Origin of the sequence: Novosphingobium sp. GV079, assembly GCF_003058045.1 — a bacterium.
Taxonomy (GTDB): Bacteria; Pseudomonadota; Alphaproteobacteria; order Sphingomonadales; family Sphingomonadaceae; genus Novosphingobium; species Novosphingobium capsulatum.
In genome coordinates this window covers 25,482-45,666 of the sequence record NZ_QBUE01000003.1, presented here as the reverse complement: position 1 = coordinate 45,666, position 20,185 = coordinate 25,482, and the positions used below count along the sequence as shown (strand labels likewise).

14 protein-coding genes are annotated in these 20,185 nt (G+C 65.8%); 8 read left to right on the top strand and 6 right to left on the bottom strand.

Annotated features, from left to right (window positions below):
• Nucleotides 1-162: 162 nt before the first annotated feature.
• Nucleotides 163-462 carry a succinate dehydrogenase assembly factor 2 gene (locus C8K14_RS03990; RefSeq protein ID WP_062785435.1) on the bottom strand — a complete coding sequence of 100 codons (300 nt, stop codon included), beginning with the start codon at nucleotides 460-462 and terminating at the stop codon, nucleotides 163-165.
• Between the two features lie 64 nt (nucleotides 463-526).
• On the opposite strand from C8K14_RS03990, the gene recG reads away from it, so the two are divergent.
• The 3 genes from recG (at nucleotide 527) to C8K14_RS03975 (ending at nucleotide 5,954) form a co-directional block, all read left to right on the top strand.
• A complete protein-coding gene (recG, locus tag C8K14_RS03985; RefSeq protein WP_107715995.1) occupies nucleotides 527-2,584 on the top strand; it encodes an ATP-dependent DNA helicase RecG in 2,058 nt (685 codons plus the stop codon).
• Between the two features lie 182 nt (nucleotides 2,585-2,766).
• Nucleotides 2,767-5,436, top strand: a complete 2,670-nt coding sequence (locus tag C8K14_RS03980) for a TonB-dependent receptor (protein WP_054130511.1) — start codon at nucleotides 2,767-2,769, stop codon at nucleotides 5,434-5,436.
• 113 nt (nucleotides 5,437-5,549) lie between these two features.
• Nucleotides 5,550-5,954: a hypothetical protein gene (locus tag C8K14_RS03975; protein WP_107715806.1), complete on the top strand. Its 405-nt coding sequence runs from the start codon at nucleotides 5,550-5,552 to the stop codon at nucleotides 5,952-5,954.
• Nucleotides 5,955-6,004: 50 nt separating this feature from the next.
• On the opposite strand, the gene C8K14_RS03970 is transcribed toward C8K14_RS03975, so the two are convergent.
• From C8K14_RS03970 to C8K14_RS03960, 3 genes are read right to left on the bottom strand one after another with little or no spacing between them, the layout of a single operon-like run.
• Entirely contained in the window at nucleotides 6,005-7,123 is a 1,119-nt protein-coding gene (locus C8K14_RS03970; RefSeq protein WP_233250894.1) for a glycosyl hydrolase 53 family protein, read from the bottom strand.
• Nucleotides 7,124-7,143: 20 nt separating this feature from the next.
• The gene (gene galA / locus C8K14_RS03965) at nucleotides 7,144-9,663 is read right to left on the bottom strand and encodes a beta-galactosidase GalA (RefSeq protein WP_107715805.1); all 2,520 of its coding nucleotides are present in this window, start codon (nucleotides 9,661-9,663) and stop codon (nucleotides 7,144-7,146) included.
• Nucleotides 9,664-9,666: 3 nt separating this feature from the next.
• Nucleotides 9,667-10,602, bottom strand: coding sequence for a Gfo/Idh/MocA family protein (locus tag C8K14_RS03960; protein WP_107715804.1), 936 nt, complete (start codon nucleotides 10,600-10,602; stop codon nucleotides 9,667-9,669).
• A gap of 249 nt (nucleotides 10,603-10,851) precedes the next feature.
• On the opposite strand from C8K14_RS03960, the gene C8K14_RS03955 reads away from it, so the two are divergent.
• Nucleotides 10,852-12,579, top strand: coding sequence for an IlvD/Edd family dehydratase (locus tag C8K14_RS03955; RefSeq protein ID WP_233250923.1), 1,728 nt, complete (start codon nucleotides 10,852-10,854; stop codon nucleotides 12,577-12,579).
• Complete coding sequence (locus tag C8K14_RS03950; RefSeq protein ID WP_233250893.1) at nucleotides 12,566-13,483, top strand: SMP-30/gluconolactonase/LRE family protein; 918 nt, start codon at nucleotides 12,566-12,568, stop codon at nucleotides 13,481-13,483. The genes C8K14_RS03955 and C8K14_RS03950 overlap by 14 nt, the downstream gene beginning before the upstream one ends.
• A gap of 18 nt (nucleotides 13,484-13,501) precedes the next feature.
• On the opposite strand, the gene C8K14_RS03945 is transcribed toward C8K14_RS03950, so the two are convergent.
• Complete coding sequence (locus C8K14_RS03945) at nucleotides 13,502-14,263, bottom strand: FCD domain-containing protein (RefSeq protein ID WP_199223685.1); 762 nt, start codon at nucleotides 14,261-14,263, stop codon at nucleotides 13,502-13,504.
• Between the two features lie 65 nt (nucleotides 14,264-14,328).
• Between C8K14_RS03945 and C8K14_RS03940 the strand changes: the two genes are divergently transcribed.
• The 3 genes from C8K14_RS03940 to C8K14_RS03930 are packed head-to-tail and all read left to right on the top strand — an operon-like array spanning nucleotide 14,329 to nucleotide 17,435.
• Nucleotides 14,329-15,918, top strand: coding sequence for a sodium/sugar symporter (locus C8K14_RS03940; protein ID WP_107715801.1), 1,590 nt, complete (start codon nucleotides 14,329-14,331; stop codon nucleotides 15,916-15,918).
• Nucleotides 15,902-16,795, top strand: a complete 894-nt coding sequence (locus C8K14_RS03935) for a 2-dehydro-3-deoxygalactonokinase (protein WP_107715800.1) — start codon at nucleotides 15,902-15,904, stop codon at nucleotides 16,793-16,795. Before C8K14_RS03940 ends, C8K14_RS03935 begins: the two co-directional genes overlap by 17 nt.
• Nucleotides 16,796-16,826: 31 nt before the next feature.
• Nucleotides 16,827-17,435 carry a 2-dehydro-3-deoxy-6-phosphogalactonate aldolase gene (locus C8K14_RS03930; protein ID WP_028657614.1) on the top strand — a complete coding sequence of 203 codons (609 nt, stop codon included), beginning with the start codon at nucleotides 16,827-16,829 and terminating at the stop codon, nucleotides 17,433-17,435.
• Nucleotides 17,436-17,585: 150 nt separating this feature from the next.
• On the opposite strand, the gene C8K14_RS03925 is transcribed toward C8K14_RS03930, so the two are convergent.
• Nucleotides 17,586-19,919 (bottom strand): TonB-dependent receptor, encoded by a 2,334-nt coding sequence (locus C8K14_RS03925; RefSeq protein WP_107715799.1) that lies wholly within the window; start codon nucleotides 19,917-19,919, stop codon nucleotides 17,586-17,588.
• Nucleotides 19,920-20,185: the final 266 nt, after the last annotated feature.

The window sequence follows — 20,185 nt, the reverse complement described above, 5'->3', positions numbered from 1 at the left end:
TCTTTAAAGCGTGCGTTGCGTGCGCGCCCTTCGACAAGCTCAGGGCGAACGGAGGTTGGTATGCGGGGCGGGGACAAGCTCAGCCCGAACGGACAAAACACGAAGCATTGCAATAACGTTCCGTTCGCCCTGAGCTTGTCGAAGGGCGGGAAACACAACCCCTCAGCGCGGAATCTCCACGTAGTCCAGCTGGCGCATGCGGTCCATCAGCGGCCCGGCATATTCTTCCGGCACCGACAGCGTGCCCAGCGCCCAGCCCAGGATATCGACGTCTTCCTCGTCCATCAGGGTTTCGAACCACACAGCCTCGGCCTCGCCCCACTGGCTGTGGAAACGGTCAAAGAAGCAGCCGATCATGTAATCGGCCTCGCGCGTGCCGCGGTGCCAGGCACGGAATTTCATGCGGCGCAGGCGCGCGTCGTCCAGCTGCGGGGAGTCGGGAGTCGCGGTCGTTTCGGTCATGACGGCTGCGGGTAAGCCAGCTTGCCCCATGGCGCAACGGCCCGATGGTGATTATGGAGCCGCCATGCGCCCTGATCTGCTCAATCCCCTGTTTGCCGAGGCCACCAGCCTGAAGGGCGTGGGTGCCGGCCTTGCCCGCCCGCTCGACAAGCTGGGGCTGACGCGGGTGCGCGACTTTCTCTATCACCTGCCCGATCGTTTCGTGCAGCGGCGCGCCGTGGCCACGCTGGACGAGGCCGCACTGGGCGAGCAGATCATCGTGGCGCTGACCGTGCGCGAGCATCGCCAGCCGGCCGGGCGCGGGCCGTTTCGGGTGATCGCCGAAGACAGCGTGGGCAACCATGTGTCGATCACCTATTTCGGGCGCGCGGCCTATACCGCGAAAAAGGCGCTGCCGGTGGGCGAGAAGCGCTGGGTGGCCGGGCGGCTCGACCAGTATGGCCAGACCTGGCAGATCGTGCACCCCGACCACGTCAGCGAAGACAGCGCCGGCTTGCAGGGCCACCTGACCGAAGCGGTCTATCCCCTGTCCGAAGGATTGACGCAGGGGCGCATTGCCAGCCTGGTGCACCAGGCGCTGGGCCAGGCGCCGCGCCTGCCCGAATGGATCGAGCCGGGCTTGCTGGCGCGCGAGGAGTGGCCGGCCTGGCACGAAGCACTGGCCCGCACCCACCAGGCGCCCGACAAGCGCGCCAAGGACCGGCTGGCCTATGACGAGCTGTTTGCCAATGCCCTGGCGCTGATGCTGGTGCGCGCGGCCAACCGCAGCCGGGCGGGCCAGCCGCTGCACGGCGATGGCCACTTGCGCGCCAAGCTCAACCTGCCGTTTACGCTGACCGGCGCGCAAAGCCGGGCCATTGCCGAAATCGAAAGCGACATGGCCCAAGGCAGCCCGATGCTGCGCCTGCTGCAGGGCGATGTCGGCTCGGGCAAGACGGCGGTGGCGCTGCACGCCATGCTGGTGGCGGTGGAAGCCGGCGGGCAGGCGGCCTTGCTGGCGCCGACCGAAATCCTGGCGCGCCAGCATGCCGATACGCTGGCCAAGATGGCGCGCGGGACGGGCGTGAACATCGCGCTGCTCACCGGGCGCGACAAGGGCCGCGCGCGCGAAGCGCTGCTGATGAACCTGCTCGATGGCGGGATCGACATTCTGGTGGGCACCCACGCGATCTTTCAGGACAGCGTCGCCTATCGCAACCTGGCGCTGGTGGTGATCGACGAGCAGCACCGCTTTGGCGTGGGACAGCGCCTGATGCTGACGCAAAAGGCGCGGCGCACCCCGCACTGCCTGGCGATGACCGCCACGCCGATCCCGCGCACGCTGACCCTGGCGCAATATGGCGAGATGGAAGTCTCGCGGCTGGACGAGATGCCGCCCGGTCGCCAGGCGATCGACACGCGCGTGGTGGCGCAGGAGCGGCTGGCCGACGTGATCGACGGGATCGGCCGCCACATTGCCGCCGGGCACCAGGCCTATTGGGTGTGCCCCATGGTGCGCGAGGCAGAGAACGAGGATCTCGCCGCCGCCGAAGCGCGCCACGCCATGTTGGCCGAGCGCTTTGGCGAGCGCGTGGTCATGGTCCATGGCCAGATGCGGTCCGAGGCCAAGGACGCGGCCATGGAGCGGTTTGCCAGCGGCGAGGCGAGCCTCTTGGTCGCGACAACCGTGATCGAAGTGGGGGTGGATGTGCCCAACGCCACGCTGATGGTGATCGAGCAGGCCGAACGCTTTGGCCTGGCGCAGCTGCACCAGCTGCGTGGGCGCGTCGGGCGGGGCAGCCAGAAATCCACCTGCCTGCTGCTGCGCGGCGACATGGTGAGCAAGGTGGGGCGCGAGCGGCTGGCGCTGATGCGCGAAACGCAGGACGGGTTCCTGCTGGCTGAAGAAGATCTGCGTTTGCGCGGCGGGGGCGAGCTGCTGGGCACCCGGCAATCTGGCGACACCCCGTTTCGCGTCGCCGATTTCGAGCAGATCGCCAACCTGCTGCCCATCGCGCACGATGATGCGCGGCTGTTGATGGAGCGCGATGGCGGGCTGTCTTCCCCGCGTGGAGAAGCGGCGCGGGTGCTGCTCTATCTGTTCGAGCGCGATTGGGGCGTGCAGTTGCTGCGCGGCGGCTGAACCGCACTGGATCGCGGCTTTCGCAAGGATTCCCGAGCATTCCAAGCTGTTGCTGGCCGGCAACACTCTGCGGCCATCGCCCGGCTGGCGGGTGGTGATCGGCAACACGGCTTGACAGTCTGCGCATACGAATCCTATTTATCGTATAAATAAGACTTCACTGCTTTCTGGGAGGGGCTTTCATGCATCTCGATTTCCGTCGTGTTCTGTGTGCAACCAGCGTGCTGGCGCTGGCCGTGGGTTCCAACGCCGCGTTTGCGCAATCGGCTGACAGCGTTGCCGCGCCGCAGGCCGCTGCTGAGGCCGCGTCCGATCAGGCGATCGTCGTCACCGGTCTGCGCGCCTCGTTGCGCGATGCGCTCAATGCCAAGCGCAACACCGCCGTGGTGGCCGAAACCATCAGTTCCAAGGACATCGGCGTTCTGCCCGATGTGACCATCGCCGATTCGCTGGGCCGCCTGCCGGGCGTGACCGCCACGCGCGATCGCGGCAATGCCAGCCAGGCCGCAGTGCGCGGCCTTGGCCCGCGCCTGGTGCTGGGCCTGATCAACGGCCGCGAAGTGGCCTCGTCAGAGCCCGACCGCAACGTGCGCTGGGAAATCTACCCGTCCGAAATCGTCTCGTCGGTGGCGGTGTACAAGGGCCAGAGCGCCAACTTCATCGCAGGTGGCGTGGCCGCGACGATCGACATCCAGACGATCAAGCCGCTGGACTATCACGGCCCGGCGCTGACCGTGCGCGGCGGGGCGATCTATAACGATGGCGGCAAGGACATCCCCGGCTATTCCGGCCTCGGTGCGCGTGGCAGCGCGCAATATGTCGGCAAGCTGACCGACAATCTCGGCCTGGTGCTGGGCGGCACCTACCAGCGGCAGAAGAACGGCTTTGAAAGCTTCCAGGGCTGGGGCTATAACACGCCCGACACCGGCACCCCGCCGACCGATGCCAGCGGCAACAAGATCAACGCCCCCTGGGGTGCGCAGTCCGAAGTCAAGGGCCTGACGGAAACGCGCTGGAGCACCACCGCCGCGTTGCAGTGGAAGCCGGGTTCCTATTGGGACATCACGCTCGACGGCCTCTATTCCAACATCAAGATCAACGAAAACCAGGCGCAACAGTGGTACGGCCGGTCCAACGGCTGGGGCGACTGGGGCGGCAATTTCGGGCAGCCGGGCGATATCTATCAGCCGGGCAACTATACCCTGGCCGGCAACACCGTCACGGGTGCCACGCTCAACAACTATTCCTCGGTCACCAATGTCTTTGGCAAATACACCGAAGACAAGACGCTGTTCGTCTCGGGCCTCAACGCCAAGTATGACGACGGCACGTGGTCGGTGAAGACCGACGTTTCCTATTCCAGCGCCAAGCGCAACAACCTCTATCGCTCGGTTGCGACGGAATTCTATCCGTCGAGCACGACCTTTGCCACCGGCGCAGGCCAGGTGCCGTCGCTCTCGGTCAGCGGTGCCAATGTCGGCGACACGTCTGCCCAGACGGTGCAGAGCTATTACCCCGGTCTCTATGACGGGCCGCAGCGCCTGCATGATGACCTGGGCGCCGGGCAGATCGACATTCGCCGCGCCGTCAACAGTGGCTGGCTGGCGGGCGTGGGCGTGGGCCTGCGCTATTCCAACCGCGTCAAGAGCCTCGCCTATGGCAGCGGCAGCGTGGGCACGATCGGCGGTGGCAACGTCACCCTCAACGCCGCTGACCTGACCGCATTCAATGTGCGCAATTTCAGCGTGCCGACCATGGTCTATGGCAATTTCGACACGATTGCCGCGCAGTCGGTGGTCTATACCCCAGGTGCCGATGATCCGACCAAGGGCTGGCGCGTGCGCGAGGACGACATGGAAGGCTATGTCATGGCCGACCTTGGCGGCAACGGCTTTTCGGGCAACGTTGGCGTGCGTTTCGTCGATGTGGTCACGCACAGCACCGCGGCCGGTTCGAGCACGTCGTGGGATCCGACCGCCAACAACGGCAGCGGCGCCAATGTCACCACGATTTTCCCGATCCAGGGCAACAGCCACTATTTCCGCGCGCTGCCCAGCATCAACCTGAACTTCGAGTTGACCGATACGCTCAAGCTGCGCGTTGCCGCCGCGCGCGTCATCTCGCGTCCGCCGCTCGATGAACTGCGCGCCAACCGCATCCTGTCGGTCTATCCGCCGCAGCTGACCGGCAGCGCCGGCAACCCCACCTTGCGCCCGTTCATGGCGACGCAGGGTGACATCTCGGCGGAATGGTACTTCCACAAGGATGCGCTGCTGGCCGTGGCCGGCTATTACAAGGATGTTGATACCAACATCGGCTATACCCAGACCACCCAGAACATCGGTGGCGCCGATTACCTGATCACCGGCCCGGCCAACGGCAAGGGCGGCTATATCGCCGGCGTGGAAACCACGTTGCAGATGCCGTTCTACTTCATCCCCGGCCTCGACAAGTTCGGTATCTATGCCAACGCCGCCTTCGTGAAGTCCGACCTCAAGGAACTGGCGCCCAAGGCCAATCCGTTCCCGGCGGTGGGGCTGGCCGATTTCACCGGCGAGTTCGACCTGTGGTATTCGGATCATGGCATCGATGCGCGCCTGGCGCTCAAGCATCATAGCCCGTTCACGGTGATCTATGGCTGGGATGCCTCGCAGCTGACGCGGCTGGACAGCGAAACCACGCTGGGTGCCAGCATCGGCTACAGCATCACCAAGAACATCTCGGTGCGGGTCCAGGCCAACAACCTGACCAACCAGGTGGCGCGCTTCTACTGGAACAACGATCCCAACCAGATCGCCCGCTATGAAAAGTATGGCCGCAGCTATCTCGCTGATGTGACCGTGCGCTATTGATCGTTTCAGGGCGGTTCGATCCTCTCCCCGAACCGCCCTCAACCTGCCAGGGCGCCGCAGCGATGCGGCGCCCTTTTTCTTGGCGCTGCGCCGGTGCCATGCAACAAGCGGGCATGACCCGTCGCATCGTGCGTATCCTGCTTGGCCTGCTCTATTTTGCTGCAGGTGTGCTGCACCTGGCGCTGCCCGCGCCGTTCCTCAAGATCACGCCTGCCTGGGTGCCACTGGCGCCGCTGGTGATCACGCTGACCGGGCTGGCCGAACTGGCCGGCAGCGTGGCGCTGGTGCAGGGCCATAGCCCCGCCTTGCGCCGCGCCGCGGGCTGGGGCCTGGCGGCCTATGCGCTGTGCGTGTGGCCGGCCAATGTGAACCATATGCTGATGGACCTGGCGCGGCCCGATCATGGCCTGGGCCTGGCGTATCACATCCCGCGCATGCTGGCGCAGCCGCTGCTGATCTGGGCCGCGCTGTGGGCCAGCGGGGTGGTGGGCCGCCACTACGCTCCCGTAAAGCGCTGACAAAAAAGCCCCCTCCTCTTCAGAGGAGGGGGTTGGGGGTGGTGAGAGGCTTAGCGCTGGGGCTTGTACGTTTTCCCCAACCAGTCGAACGCGGGCAGCGCCTCGTGGTGGCGGATGTCGAACATCGCGGCGTTTTCCCAGCTCGATCCCGTGCCCCAGCGTGTCTTGCAGCGGGTGGAAACCCAGTCCGGCGCCCAATAGACAACGCCGTTGCCGCCATTGTTTACCACGGTCTGCGTCAGGTCTTGCAGGTACTTGAGCTGACCCTTGGGGCTGACCGGGTAGCCCGGGATGGCGCTGTCCGAGCCGAGCAGGTTGGTCGTGTCGTCGGCATGGTCGTCGGAAAAGGCATAGGCGGTTTCCACCACCCACACTTGCGCGCCATAGCGGCGGTGGGCGGCGTCGATCACCTTGCCCAGGCCGGAAAGGTTGTAGGTCGACCACTTGGAATAATAGCTGATGCCGATGATGTCATAGTCGAGCACGCCGGCTGCGGTGGCGGCGTCGAACCAGGGGATGACGTTTTCGGGCTGGGCGATGTGCAGCATCACCTGGATCGGCTTGCCATGGGCCTTGGCACTTTCGCGCACGGCGCTGATCCCGGCGTTGAGCAGGCGGGCGTTGCGCGTCCAGTCGATCGGCTGGTCCTTGACGCCGCCTTGCACGGCCGCGTTGGTCTCGTTGCCCACCTGGACCATTTCCGGCAGCTGCCCGGCCGCCGCCAGCTTGTCCAGCACCTCGCGCGTATAGTCGTGCAGCGCCTTGACCTGGGCATCGGTGGGCAGGTTCGCCCAGGCGGCCGGGGCGGGCTGCTTGTCGCCATCGGCCCAATCGTCGGAATAGTGGAAGTCTAGCAGCACGTTGAGGCCAGCGGCATGGGCGCGCGTGATCGTCTTCAGCACATCGTCATAGGTGCTGTACTGCGTCCATGTCGGAGTGTGCCACAGCCGCACCCGCATGACATTGCCGCCATGCTGCTTGAGCACCACGAAGGGATCGGCCGGCTTGCCGTGCTCAATGAAGCGGGCGCCGCAGGCTTCCATCTCGTTGGTAAAAGACAGGTCTGCCCCGAGATAGAGCGGCGGGGTGGGCGCGGCCAGCGCCGGGGTGGACAGCGTAAGGGCAAGGGCGGTCATCGCGGCGCTGCGGGCGTGGCGCAGGAGGGTCATGGAAAGAGGGGCCTTTCGCATCAGGCGTGAAAGAACAGGTCGAGGCTGGCGGGCGCAAGGCCAGCGGCCGTGACAGTCAGCCGTGCCGCGCCGGCGGCGCCGGCGCTTTGCACCAGGGCCTGGGCCAGGCCATTGAACGCGCGCCGGGCATCGCCCTTGTCGGGTTCAGTGGAGGTAGGATTGCCGTTGCCCAGCCCGATGATCCGCGCCGCGCCACTCAGGGAAAAGCCGAGCGCGGTATCGGCGGTAGGCACCAGGTTCCCCGCTGCGTCGATCACCTCGACCCGCACGGCGGCAGTATCCCCGCCATCGGCGGCCAGGCGGGTGCGATCGGCCGAAAGGCGCAGCGCGGCGGGGCGGCCTGCCGTCACCCGGCTGTCGCGAGCGGCCAGACGGTCCTGGTTATAGCCGCGCGCCTCGATCCGGCCGGGGGCATAGGGCACCATCCAGGCAAGGTGGCCGTTCTGCGGCATCGCCTTGCGGCCCAGCGAGCGGCCATTGAGCAGCAGTTCCACCTCGGCGCAGTTGCCGTGGACCCACACCTCGATCGGCTGTCCTTCGCGGCCGGCCCAGTTCCAGTGCGGCAAGAGGTGCACCAGCGGCGCGTCCCGGCGCCACCAGGCGCGGTAGTAGTAATAGTTGTCCTTGGGGAAACCGCACAGGTCCATCGCCCCGAAATAGCTCGAAACGCTGGGGAACTGGGCATAGGGCGTGGGCTCGCCGCGATAGTCGAAGCCGGTCCAGATAAAGCCGCCGGCAATGCCGGGTTCGGCCGCCACGATCTGCCACCATTCCTCGGCCGTGCTGGCCCACCACGGATGCTCGGTATCATAGGCGCGCACCACGTGGGCGGCGGCATCGTTGGCATAGGCGCCGCGCGTGGCCACGGTGCTGGCGGTCTCGGTGCCGATCACCGGCTTGCCGGGGTGGCGCTGGCGCCACGCCGGGATCTTGTCGGTGCGATAGTTGAAACCCACCACATCGACGGCATCGGCCGCGCCGCCGTCCCAGCCCTTGTCCATCGCCTGGGTGGTCAGCCGCGTGGGATCGAGCTGCTTGCAGCGCGCCACCAGCTGCGCCGAAATGCGGCGGCCCCGCTCGGTGCCCTGGTGGCCTTCCTCGTTGCCCACCGACCACAGGATGATCGCCGGGTGGTTGCGCGAGGACAGGATCATGCGATCGAGTTCGTCCATCGCCTCGGGATTGGTGGTGTTGAGGCGGGTTTCGGCAACCATCATCATGCCGGTCGCATCGCAGATATCGAGCAATGCCTGTGCCGGCGGATTGTGCGCACTGCGCCAGGCGTTGGCGCCCATGCTTTGCGTCTGCGCGACGCGCCAGGCATGCAGCGCGTCGGGAATGGCCGTGCCCACGCCGGCGTGATCCTGGTGGTTGCACACGCCCAGCAGCTTGACCGGCTTGCCGTTGACCGCAAAGCCGTGCGTGCCATCGAAGGACAGCGTGCGAATGCCAAAGCGGGTCTGGGTGCGGTCAACCTCCTGGCCATCGACCAGCACGCTGGTTTCCAGGGTATAGAGCCGCGGCGTTTCGGGTGACCACAATTGCGGCGCGGGCAGGGCCAGCGCTTGGTCCAGCGTGGTCTGCGCGCCTGGCGCCAGCGTGGCGGCCGGTTGCGCGGCGATGGCTGCCACTTCGCGGCCATCGGGGGCCAGCACACGGTGGCGCAGTTGCGCCGTGCCCGCCACCTCGGCCGCATTGGCCAGCGTAGTGGCGATGGCAACCTGCGCGCCCGTGCCGCCAATCGTGCTGCGCACGCAAGTGCCCCATTGGGGCACGTGGATCGGCGCGGCGCTGACCAGGTCGACATGGCGATAGATGCCCGCGCCCTCGTAGAACCAGCCTTCACCCAGGCTGGCATCGACGCGCAGCGTCAACTGGTTGGGGCCGCCATCGTAATCGAGGAAATCGGCGATATCGACGCGGAACGGGGCATAGCCCGAGGCGCTGCCGCCCGCTTCATAGCCGTTGACGAAGACCTTGCAGTCACGAAACACGCCGTCGAATTCCAGCCATATGGCGCGGCCCCGCTCCACCAGACCGCCGCCTGCGCCAACCGGCAGCTTGCAGCGGTACCAGCCCACGCTGTTCTGCGGAAAATCGCGGCCGATGGAGCGAAAGCCATGGGCGGCGGCCATGTCTTCCTTGTCCTTGGGCACCGGCGCCTTGGGCGGGGCATAGGGCAGTTCCACCGCCCAATCATGCGGCACGCGCACGCTGGTCCAGGCGCTGTCATCGAAATCGGGCTGGGTGGCGGGCGAGACATCGAAGCCGGGCTTGGCATAGGTGCGCTGATAGCGGCCGAAATCGAAATCGCGGTCCATGTCAGCGGCATGGCCCAGGGCAAAGCGCCAGCCATCGGCCAGGCGCACGCGCCGCCGGGGCGACGCAGCCGCGTCAGCGGCCGGCGTGGTGAGAGCCGTCTTGGCCGTTGCAGCCAGTGCAGGCGCGGCGCTGGTGGCAAGGCCGGCGAGGCCCAGGGCAAGGGCCGTGCGGCGGTCGGTCGAAGGTGAGATGGTCATGGCTTAGAACTCGAAATCAGGGCCGGTGGTCACGGTGCCGAGCAGCAGGGCATCGGCCACCAGCGAGAGCGGCCGGGCATCGGCATCGCTTTCCCGCCGCGCGATCAGATCGGCAAAGCGGCGATAGATCCGGGCATATTCATCGTTGGCGGATGCCTGGCGCAGCGTGCCGTCGATTTCCAGGCGATGCCCGCCATCGCGCAGCACCAGTTCGCCATCGGGCGTGCTGACCACGATATCCCATTGCTGGTGGCCGGGGTGCAGGATCGACAGATCGGCAATGATCGGTGCACCGGTGCTGCAGCGCATGTCCACCTGCGCATCGGTCGGCGCGCTGCGATTGGCCGGTACGTCCATCCGCGCGCCTTCCACGCAAATGCCCGAGGGCAGGATTTCGGTCAGGATCGAAAAGGCGTTGATTGCCGGATCGAACACGCCAAAGCCGCCTTTGGACAGCAACCAGTCCTGCCCGGGGTGCCATTTGCGCACGTCTTCGCGCCAGGTGATGTGCACCGCACTGATTCTGCGGGTGGCGAGCCAGGCGCGTGCGGCCTCGACCACTTCGCTCTCGCGCGAATGCCACGCGGCATAGAGCGTGACGCCGGCGCGCGCAGCCAGTTGCTCCAGCGCCTGGGCCTGGGTCGGGGCGGCGGCCGGCGGCTTTTCCAGCAGCACGTCGAGCCCGGCGGCAATCGCCGCGCGTGCCAGCGGCACGCGCACGGCGGGCGGCGTGCACAGCGCCACGGCATCGAGCTTCCCCGCTTCGCCGGCCAGCATTTCCGCCAGGCCAGCATAGCCGCGCACCCCGTCAAGCCGGTGAACCGGATCGGCCACCGCGACCAGATCGAACCGGGAATTGCCCGCAATCGCGGGGAGGTGCTGGTCGCAGGCGATCTTGCCCAGGCCCACCAGGCCAAGGCGGATCGGAGGGTGTGACATTCCAGGTTCCTCGCAAGCTTATGGGGTGGCTCTTTACATTTATCATATATATATGGTTAGAGAGGTCAATGGGCGGGGATTGCAGAACAAAAGCCTGCATCCTGCCCCGGCCGAAGGCACGAAAAGGAGCGGCTTCAAGTGGGCAATGAGCAGACGGAACAGGGCAACGCCGCAGGCAGCGACGCCGGGAAGAGCGGCTTTCGCGCCTTGCGTTCGCGGGCGTGGTTCAACAATCCCGAATCGGCCGACATGACCGCGCTCTACCTGGAACGCTACCTCAACTACGGCCTGACCATCGAGGAACTGCAATCCGATCGGCCGATCATCGGCATCGCCCAGACCGGCAGCGATCTTTCCCCGTGCAACCGCCACCACCTCGTGCTCGCCAGCCGCGTGCGCGACGGCATTCGCGAGGCGGGCGGCATTCCCATTGAATTTCCGCTGCACCCGATCCAGGAAACCGGCAAGCGGCCCACCGCCGGCCTCGATCGCAACCTGGCCTATCTGGGCCTGGTAGAAGTGCTGTTCGGCTATCCGCTCGATGGCGTGGTGCTGACGATCGGCTGCGACAAGACCACGCCAGCGGCCTTGATGGCGGCGGCCACCGTCAACATTCCCGCGATTGCGCTCTCGGTCGGGCCAATGCTCAATGGCTGGCACGAGGGCAAGCGGACGGGCAGCGGCACGATCGTGTGGAAAGCGCGCGAAATGCTTTCCAAGGGCGAGATCGATTTCAAGGGCTTCATCGAACTGGTGGCAAGTTCTGCGCCCTCGACCGGCTATTGCAACACCATGGGCACCGCCACCACGATGAATTCGCTGGCCGAGGCATTGGGCATGAGCCTGCCCGGCTCGGCCGCGATCCCCGCGCCGCATCGCGATCGCCAGGAATGCGCCTATTACACCGGCAAGCAGATCGTCGAGATGGTTGCAGCTGATCGCAAGCCGTCAGACATTCTCACCCGCAGTGCCTTTCTCAACGCCATCCGCGTCAATTCCGCGATCGGCGGATCGACCAATGCGCCGATCCATCTCAATGCCATTGCTCGCCACGTGGGCGTCGAACTCACGCTGGAAGACTGGGAAAGCCATGGCGCCGACATTCCCCTGCTGGTGAACCTGCAACCCTCGGGCGAATATCTGGGCGAAGACTATTTCCGCGCCGGCGGGGTGCCGGCGGTAATGGGCGAACTGGCCCGCGCCGGCTTGCTCGATGGCGCGGCATTGACCGCCAATGGCAAGAGCGTGGCCGACAACGTGGCCCACGTGAAGATTGCCGACGAGGATGTGATCCGCCCGTTCGATCGCCCGCTCAAGCCGGCGGCGGGTCTTACCGTGCTGGGCGGCAACCTGTTCGATGCCGCTGTCATGAAGAAAAGCGTGATCAGCGACCAGTTCCGCGCGCGCTATCTGTCGAACCCCGATGATCCCGAGGCATTCGAAGGCCAGGTCTTTGTGTTTGATGGGCCCGAAGACTATCACGCGCGGATCGATGATCCCGCGCTCGGCATCGACGAGCGTTCGATCCTGGTGATCCGTGGTGCCGGGCCGATCGGCTATCCGGGCGGGGCCGAGGTGGTCAACATGCGCCCGCCCGCCGCGCTGATCCGCGCCGGGATCGATGCGCTGCCATGCCTGGGTGACGGGCGCCAATCGGGCACCAGCGGCAGCCCCTCGATCCTCAACGCCAGCCCCGAGGCGGCGGTGGGCGGCGGCCTGGCGCTGCTGCGCGATGGCGATCGCATCCGCGTCGATCTGAAAACCCGCAGCGTCAACCTGCTGGTCAGCGATGCCGAGCTGGCCACGCGCCGCGCTGCGCTGGCGGCAGAGCCATTCCGTTTCCCCGAAGACCAGACGCCGTGGCAGGCGATCAGCCGCAAGATCACTGGCCAGTTTGCCGGCGGCGCGGTGATCGAGGATGCCGTGCGGTTCCAGAAGGTAGCCCAGGTCTATGGAGTGCCGCGTGACAGCCATTGACCAAGGCCCTGATCAAGCCACCGATCAAGCCACCATCCAGGTCGTGCCGGTGGACCGCCCTGGTGCGATTCACGGGCACGACCTGCTGGGCGAGGGGCTGATCTGGTCCGATCGGCAGCAGGCGCTGTTCTGGGTCGATATCATCGGCCAGCGCATCAACCGGCTGGACCTGGACAGCGGCATCGTGGCCGAATGGGACGTGCCCGACATGATCGGCTGGGTACTGGAACGCGAAGGCGGCCCCGGCTTCATCGCCGGGCTGCGCAGCGGCTTTGCCACGATCACGCTCGACCCGTTTTCTTGCGTGCCGATCGGCGCGCCCGAGCCCGATCTGCCGCGCAACCGCATGAACGATGCCATGGTCTGCCCGCAGGGCTGCATCTGGGCCGGCACGATGAACATGGACGGGGAAACCCCGACCGGCAATTTCTACCGGCTCGATCACGATCTGTCGTGGACGCGGGTGGATAGCGGCTATCGCATCGCCAACGGGCCGGTGCTGTCGGCCGATGGGCAGTGGCTCTATCACACCGACAGCGCGCTGGGCCGCGTCTATCGCTTTGCCTTCCACGGCAACGGCACGCTGGGCCCGCGCGAGGTGTTCCTCGATTTTCCCGAAAGCTGGGGTTCGCCCGACGGCATGACGATCGACAGCGACGGGGGCCTGTGGATCGCGCAATGGGGGGCAGGCAGCGTCAGCCGCTTCCTGGCTGACGGCACCCGCACCCATTGTGTTGCGCTGCCCGCCAGCCAGATCACCAACCTTGCTTTTGCCGGGCAAAGCCGCGATCGCCTGTTCGTCAGCTCTGCCGCCGATGGGGTGGACGAGCCGGCCGGCGGCGCCCTGTTCGAGATCGTCGGCAGCGGCTTTCGCGGCTGCCCCACGCCCCGGTTCGGGGGCTGAGCGGCGGCGATGTGGGTGTCAGGCCAGCGCTTCCTCGTTCAGGCGAATGGCATCGAGCGCGTCCTCGATGATCACGCGCATGCGGGCTTGCGCGGTCTGCCCATCGCGCGCCAGGATCGCCTCCATCACCGCCTCGTGCGCGGCAAGATCGGCGCTGCGCCCGACAATGCGGTTGGTATAGCGGATCGAGGTCTTGAGCGCGGTCGACACCACGTCGCGGAACTGGCCGAAGAACGGATTGCCCGACGCCTTGAGAATGGCGACGTGGAAGGCAACGTCGGCTTCCAGCACATCATCCTGCCCGGCATCGGCGGCGCGCATGCGGGCAAAGCCGGCACGGATCAGCGCCAGCCCATCCTCGGTCGCCTCGCGCGCGGCGAGTGCCGCCGCAGCCGGCTCGATCGCCACGCGCAGCTGGCCGAAATGGGTAAGCAGGTCGATCGAAAAGCGGCGCTCCAGCATCCAGCGCAGCACATCGGGATCGAACAGGTTCCACTGGCTGTCAGGCTGAATGATCGTGCCCTGGCGCGGGCGCGCGCTGACCAGGCCCTTGGCGGTGAGCATCTTGACCGCCTCACGCGTGACCGAGCGGCTTACTCCGTGCGTTTCAGACAGCTCCGCCTCGGTCGGAAACGGCCGATCGGCATAGGCGCCGCCCACGATCAGCAGGCCCAGGCGATCGAGCAGACCGTAGGTGAGATTGCGGCCGAGCGCGTCGCGTGCTTCGAGCGGTTGGAATGCCACGGATATCCCTTCACGATGGGGTGCTTTTTTAATCATATAAATAGACGCGGATCAGGATTGGCAAGGCCAAATCCCGCGCAAACGACAAGAGAGGGCGGGAAATGAGCCTATCGACACTCGATGCCATGGTGGTGGCGGCCTATGCCGTGTTCATCTTTGCGCTGGCCCAATGGGTCAGCCGCAAGAAAGCCGGGCATGAAACCGACACGACCGACTACTTCTTGGCGTCCAAATCGCTGCCGTGGTGGGCGATCGGCGCCTCGCTGATCGCGGCCAATATCTCGGCCGAGCAGATCGTCGGGATGGCCGGGTCGGGCTATGCCATTGGCCTTGCCATCGCCTCGTACGAATGGATGGCAGCAGCCACGCTGCTGCTGGTGGCCAAGTATTTCCTGCCGATCTTCCTCGCAAACGGCATCTACACCATGCCGCAGTTCCTCGAACAGCGCTTTGGCCCGACGATCCGCACGGTCATGGCGGTGTTCTGGCTGGTGCTCTATGTCTTCGTGAACCTCACCTCGATCATCTGGCTCGGCTCGGTGGCGGTGATGCAGGTGGCCGGCGTCAACCAGGACGTGGCGCTGGCGGGGCTGGGCATCTTCGCGCTGCTCTATCAGCTGCGTGGCGGGCTCAAGGCCGTGGCGCTGACCGATATCGTCCAGGTCACGCTGCTGGTGCTGGGCGGGCTGGTGATCGCCTGGCTCACCCTGGGGCAGATCGGCCAGCTCTATGGCGATGGGCCGGGTATCCTCTCAGGCTTCAAGGCGCTGGTGCAGCAGGCGCCCGATCATTTCCACATGATCCTTTCGGCCAATGATCCGCACTACAAGGATCTGCCGGGCCTGTCGGTGATCATCGGCGGGATGTGGATCGCCAACCTGTCGTACTGGGGATGCAACCAGTACATCATCCAGCGCGCGCTGGCCGCCAAGAGCCTGCCCGAAGCGCAGCGCGGCATGGTCTTTGCCGGTTTCCTCAAGCTGATCATGCCGATCATCATCGTGCTGCCCGGCATTGCCGCGGTGCTGCTGGCGCCCAACCTCGTCAAGCCCGACGAAGCCTATCCGGCGATGATGCGCATGCTGCCGCCGGGCCTGCTGGGCCTGGTCTTCGCCGCGCTGGTCGCCGCGATCATCGCCTCGACCGCCAGCAAGATCAATTCGATCGCCACGATCTTCACGCTCGATATCTATGCCCGCTTTGCCAAGGGGCAGCAGAGCGAGAAGAAGCTGGTGACGGTGGGCCGCGTCGCGGCGGCCCTGGCGGTGGTGATCGCCATTCTCACCGCGCGGCCGCTGCTCGGCGGGCTCGACCAGGCGTTCCAGTACATCCAGGAGTTCTCGGGCTTCGTCACGCCGGGGATCACGGTGATCTTCCTGCTCGGCCTGTTCTGGCCCCGCGCGACAGAGGCGGGCGCGCTGACCGGCGCGGTGGCCTCGGTGCTGCTCAGCCTGGTGTTCCGCTTTGGCGGGATTGCTGCGCTCGAGGCAGTGCCGTTCATGAACCGCATGGCGATCATCTTCGTGATTTCGCTGCTCTTGGCCATGGGGGTTTCGCTCGCGCGCCCGCAGGTGCAACAAGGCGAGGGCATCCGCAAGGAAGCGCACCTGTTCCGCACCAGCGCCGGCTTCAACGCCGCCGCCGTGGCGATCCTGGCGATCCTGGTGGCCCTCTATGCCTATTGGTGGTGATTTGACCGTGAACGACCGTTTCCTTGCCATCGATTGGGGCACCACCAATCGCCGTGTCTATCTGCTCGATCGCGCGGGTAGCGTGTTGGAGACCTTTCGCGACGATCGCGGCGTGCTGGCGGTTGGGCCGGGCGGCTTTGCCGATGAAGTGGCCGCGATCCGCGCGCGGATGGGCGATTGGCCGGTGGTTGCCGCCGGCATGGTCGGCTCGCAGCGCGGCTGGGCGCTGGTGCCCTATCTGCCATGCCCGGCGGGCGCGGATCAGATTGCCGGCGCGCTGCATGAAGTGGCGCCGCGCACGTGGATCGTCCCGGGCCTGTCTGACCCGCGCGGCGATGTGATGCGCGGCGAGGAAGTGCAACTGCTCGGCGCCGTACACGCCGGGCTCGCGCCCGCCGACGCGCTGCTGTGCCAGCCCGGCACGCACTGCAAGTGGGCGCGCATGGTTGATGGCGCGGTGGCCAGCTTTTCCACCAGCATGACCGGCGAAATGTTTGCCCTGCTCAAGCAGCACAGCCTCTTGGCCGAGTTTCTCGGCGGCCCGGTGGCCGACGGCCCGGCGTTCCGCGCCGGGGTAGCAGCCAGCGCCGACCCGGCCTTGCTGACGGCGCTGTTCGGCGTGCGGGCAGCGGCCCTGCTGGGCCTGCGCGCGGTGGAAGACAGCGCCGCGCACGCCTCCGGCCTGCTCATCGGCAGCGATGTGCGCGGGGCAGGCGTGACCGCGGGCAGCGATGTCTATCTCCTCGCCGATCCGATGCTCGGCGCGCTTTACACCGCAGCCATTGCCCAATGCGGCGGCCGCGCCCACCTTGTTGACAGCCATGCCGCGTTCGTTGCCGGCATCGCCCAGATCTGGAGCCTTGTTCGTGACCGCTGACCACACCGCCGCCGATCGTTTCGCCCAGGCCATGCGCCACTGCCCGCTCGTGGCGATCCTGCGCGGGGTGCGCCCGGACGAGATCGAGGCCATGGCCGACGTTCTGGTCGAGGCCGGCTTTGCCATGATCGAAGTGCCGCTCAATTCGCCCGATCCGCTGGTGTCGATTGAAAAGATCGCCCACCGCTATGGCAGCAACGTGCTGGTTGGGGCGGGCACTGTGCTCAATGTGGACCAGGTGGATGCGGTGCGCGATGCCGGCGGTACGCTGGTGGTTTCGCCCAACGTCAACCCGGCGGTGATCGCGCGCAGCGTGGCGCACGACATGGTGTCGCTGCCCGGCTATGCCACGCCGACCGAGGCCTTTGCCGCGCTCGACGCCGGCGCCCACGGTCTCAAGCTGTTTCCCGCTGAGGCCGCGAGCCCCGCCGTGCTCAAGGCGCAACTGGCAGTGATCCCGCGCCATGTGCCGGTGTTGGCCGTGGGCGGCGTCACGCCGGAAAACCTGTCAGACTGGATGGCGGCGGGTGCGGCCGGTGGCGGCCTGGGCTCGGCGCTCTACAAGGCCGGGCGCAGCGCGGAAGACGTGGCCAAGGCAGCCAAGGCCTTTGTGCGCGAAGTGCACCGCCTGATCGACTGAGCGATCCTCGGTCTTATCTGAACCAACTCGTCACCCCGGACTTGATCCGGTGTGACGATGGTTTGAGGTTGTAACCTACCGTCCACCCGCACAAAAAAACGGCAGCGCGGTGTGTGAACCGCGCTGCCGGCAAGGTGGAAACGACGCGTCTTAGAACTTGTAGCCGACCGTGGCAAACACTTGGCGCGGCGGAATGTATTCCACGCTGGTGGTGCCCGAACCATAAGGATCGGCGAACTTGTTGCTGACCCCGGCCTTGTCGGTGATGTTGGTGCCCGTGACCGAGAAGGTGAAGGGCGAGGCATCGGGCTGATACTGGATCATCAGGTTGCCGATGGTGTAGGACGGCACCGTGTCGAACTGCGGCACATTGAAGATGCGCGAGTTGAACTTGCCGCGATAGATCACTTCGCCGCGCAGCATCAGCTCGCCCGGGCCAACCGGCGCGGTATAGGTCGCGGCAAAGCTGCCCTGCACACCCGGCAGCTTGGGGATCTTCTTGCCGTTGGTATTGGTGGACGCGGCGATCACCGCGGCAATCACGCGCGGATCGTAATACCACCCGGCGGGATAACCCAGCGCAGCATAGGTCGTGGCGCGGATATCCTGCGCGGTCTGCTTGTCGATCGTGTAATAGTCGCCGTGGAACTTGCCTTCGGCCAGCGCCAGGGTACCGTCAAAGCGCAGTTGCTTGGTCGGCGCCCAGGTGGTTTCAAACTCCACGCCATAGGTCTGCGCACGCGGAATGTTGGCCGTGCCGCCGGCAAAGGGCACCGGGTCTTCGGCAGTGAACTGGAAATCCTTGTACCAGTAGTAATAGCCCGCCACGTTGAGGCGCAGGGTCTTGTCGAAGAACTCGTTCTTCGAACCCACTTCGGCCGCCCAGACGGTTTCCTTGGCGTAGGTGCTCTTCACGAAGATCGAATTGCCCGCGAACGTGACGCCGCTGGGCTTGTAGCCCTTTGACCCGGTCACATAGAGCATGTTGGTGGGCGTGACCTGGTATTGCACGCTGACCTTGCCGGTCAGTGCATCGCTGGTCGCGATGCGTTCGGGCACGGTGGCGAAATACTGCACCGGCTGGGCCGAGATCTTGTCCCAGCTGTAGCGCGCGCCGGCGATCAGATCGAGTGCGTCGGTGGCATGGAAGATCGCCTGGCCATATCCCGCCCAAGAGGTGTGCTGGTAGGGGCTGTCGGTCTGGAACGACACGGCCTGGCCGGTGGCCGGATCGATGGAAAAGCCGCCCGTGGTGTATTCCATGATGTTCTGCAGCGCGTGCTGGCGCAGGTAGAACCCGCCGACGACCCATTCGAGCGATTTGTTGGGCGTGGACGAGGCGGAGACTTCCTGCGTCCAGGTGCTGCTCATGTCCTGCCACCGGACGATGTTGTCGTGATAGTTGGCATAGATGAAGCGGTCGTTGTCACCCGACTGGTTCTTGTTGAGATACTGGTAGGCCGTCACCGACTTGAGCACGACCTTGTCATCGATCGTCTGCGCGATCGAGAGATAGGCCATGCGCGTCTTGGTCACATACTTGCCGCCGAAATCCTGGCTGACCACGCGGGGATCGGCATTGGGATCGGCGATGTAGGTGGTGCTGCCGGCGGCCGGATCGGTGCTGCACAGCAGGCACTTTTGCAGCGCCGCATTGTGGCTGGCATCGAACGACTGGGCCGAAAGCGTCACGCTGGTATCGGGGCTGGGCTGCCACAGCAGGGAGACGTGGCCGCCGATATTGTTGGCATCGTCGAGCGGATACTTCGCATAGCCGGGCACGCCCACGGCATAGCCATAGCCATCATGGCGCAGGTATTGCACCGTGCCGCGCAGGGCGAGCGTTTCGGCAATCGGCACGTTCAACGTGCCCATGGCGCGCACATAGTTGTAGTTGCCATAGCTGAGCTGTGCTTCGCCGGTATATTCGCCGAGCACGGGCTTGCGCGTGATCACGTTGACCGCGCCGCCGGTAGACGTCTGGCCGAACACCGTGCCTTGCGGGCCGCGCAGCACTTCCACGTGATCCACATCGAGCAGATCCTGGTTCAGCGCCACGACGTGGGCGATATAGACCCCGTCGATATGAAACGCGACGCCGGGCTGCGAATTGGGGTTCTGCGCGGTTTCATAGCCAACCCCGCGAATGGCGATGACGCGTTCGTTGCCCTCGCTCTTGGTCACGGTGAGGCCGGGAACGAAGCCGTTGAGATCGGCAAGCTCGGTTGCGTTGCGCTGGCGCAGCGCGTCGGCCGAAACGGTGCTGATCGCGATCGGTGCGGTTTGCAGGTTCACTTCCCGCTTTTCACCGTTGACCACGATGGTGCCGAGCGGGCTGCCATCGGCGTCGACCATCGGATCGGCAGCCGGAGCAGGCGCCGTTTCGGCGGCGGGTGCGCTGGCCGCATCGGCGGCGCGGGCAGAGGTGGCGGCAAGCGCCAGTAGCGATGCAGTGGCAGTGAGCAGGACGGATGACGGGCGCATGGGTTTCCCCCCTCGAGAAATGCTTTTCATCGCTTTCAGACAGCCTCCCGGCTGTATGTTCTCCCTGAACCTGGCCTTCGTTGTGGCCGGCCTTTTTGTCGTGCCCCAGCATCGGTGTTCAACCGCCCTGCGGTCTTGCGTGGCAACGCACGAATAGTTGACCGATCCGCGATGCAGCAAGCCCCATGTTGCGATGCAAGGTGCCCAAAGGACCGATGATGTCGGATGACGCGGGCGGTGCCGGTCCAAATCTCTTGCGCGCCAGG

Coding starts and splice junctions, on each gene's coding strand:
- C8K14_RS03990 (WP_062785435.1), bottom strand. CDS start 462: ATGACCGAAACGACCGCGACTCCCGACTCCCCGCAGCTGGACGACGCG.
- recG (WP_107715995.1), top strand. CDS start 527: ATGCGCCCTGATCTGCTCAATCCCCTGTTTGCCGAGGCCACCAGCCTG.
- C8K14_RS03980 (WP_054130511.1), top strand. CDS start 2,767: ATGCATCTCGATTTCCGTCGTGTTCTGTGTGCAACCAGCGTGCTGGCG.
- C8K14_RS03975 (WP_107715806.1), top strand. CDS start 5,550: ATGACCCGTCGCATCGTGCGTATCCTGCTTGGCCTGCTCTATTTTGCT.
- C8K14_RS03970 (WP_233250894.1), bottom strand. CDS start 7,123: ATGACCCTCCTGCGCCACGCCCGCAGCGCCGCGATGACCGCCCTTGCC.
- galA (WP_107715805.1), bottom strand. CDS start 9,663: ATGACCATCTCACCTTCGACCGACCGCCGCACGGCCCTTGCCCTGGGC.
- C8K14_RS03960 (WP_107715804.1), bottom strand. CDS start 10,602: ATGTCACACCCTCCGATCCGCCTTGGCCTGGTGGGCCTGGGCAAGATC.
- C8K14_RS03955 (WP_233250923.1), top strand. CDS start 10,852: ATGACCGCGCTCTACCTGGAACGCTACCTCAACTACGGCCTGACCATC.
- C8K14_RS03945 (WP_199223685.1), bottom strand. CDS start 14,263: ATGATTAAAAAAGCACCCCATCGTGAAGGGATATCCGTGGCATTCCAA.
- C8K14_RS03940 (WP_107715801.1), top strand. CDS start 14,329: ATGAGCCTATCGACACTCGATGCCATGGTGGTGGCGGCCTATGCCGTG.
- C8K14_RS03935 (WP_107715800.1), top strand. CDS start 15,902: ATGCCTATTGGTGGTGATTTGACCGTGAACGACCGTTTCCTTGCCATC.
- C8K14_RS03930 (WP_028657614.1), top strand. CDS start 16,827: ATGCGCCACTGCCCGCTCGTGGCGATCCTGCGCGGGGTGCGCCCGGAC.
- C8K14_RS03925 (WP_107715799.1), bottom strand. CDS start 19,919: ATGCGCCCGTCATCCGTCCTGCTCACTGCCACTGCATCGCTACTGGCG.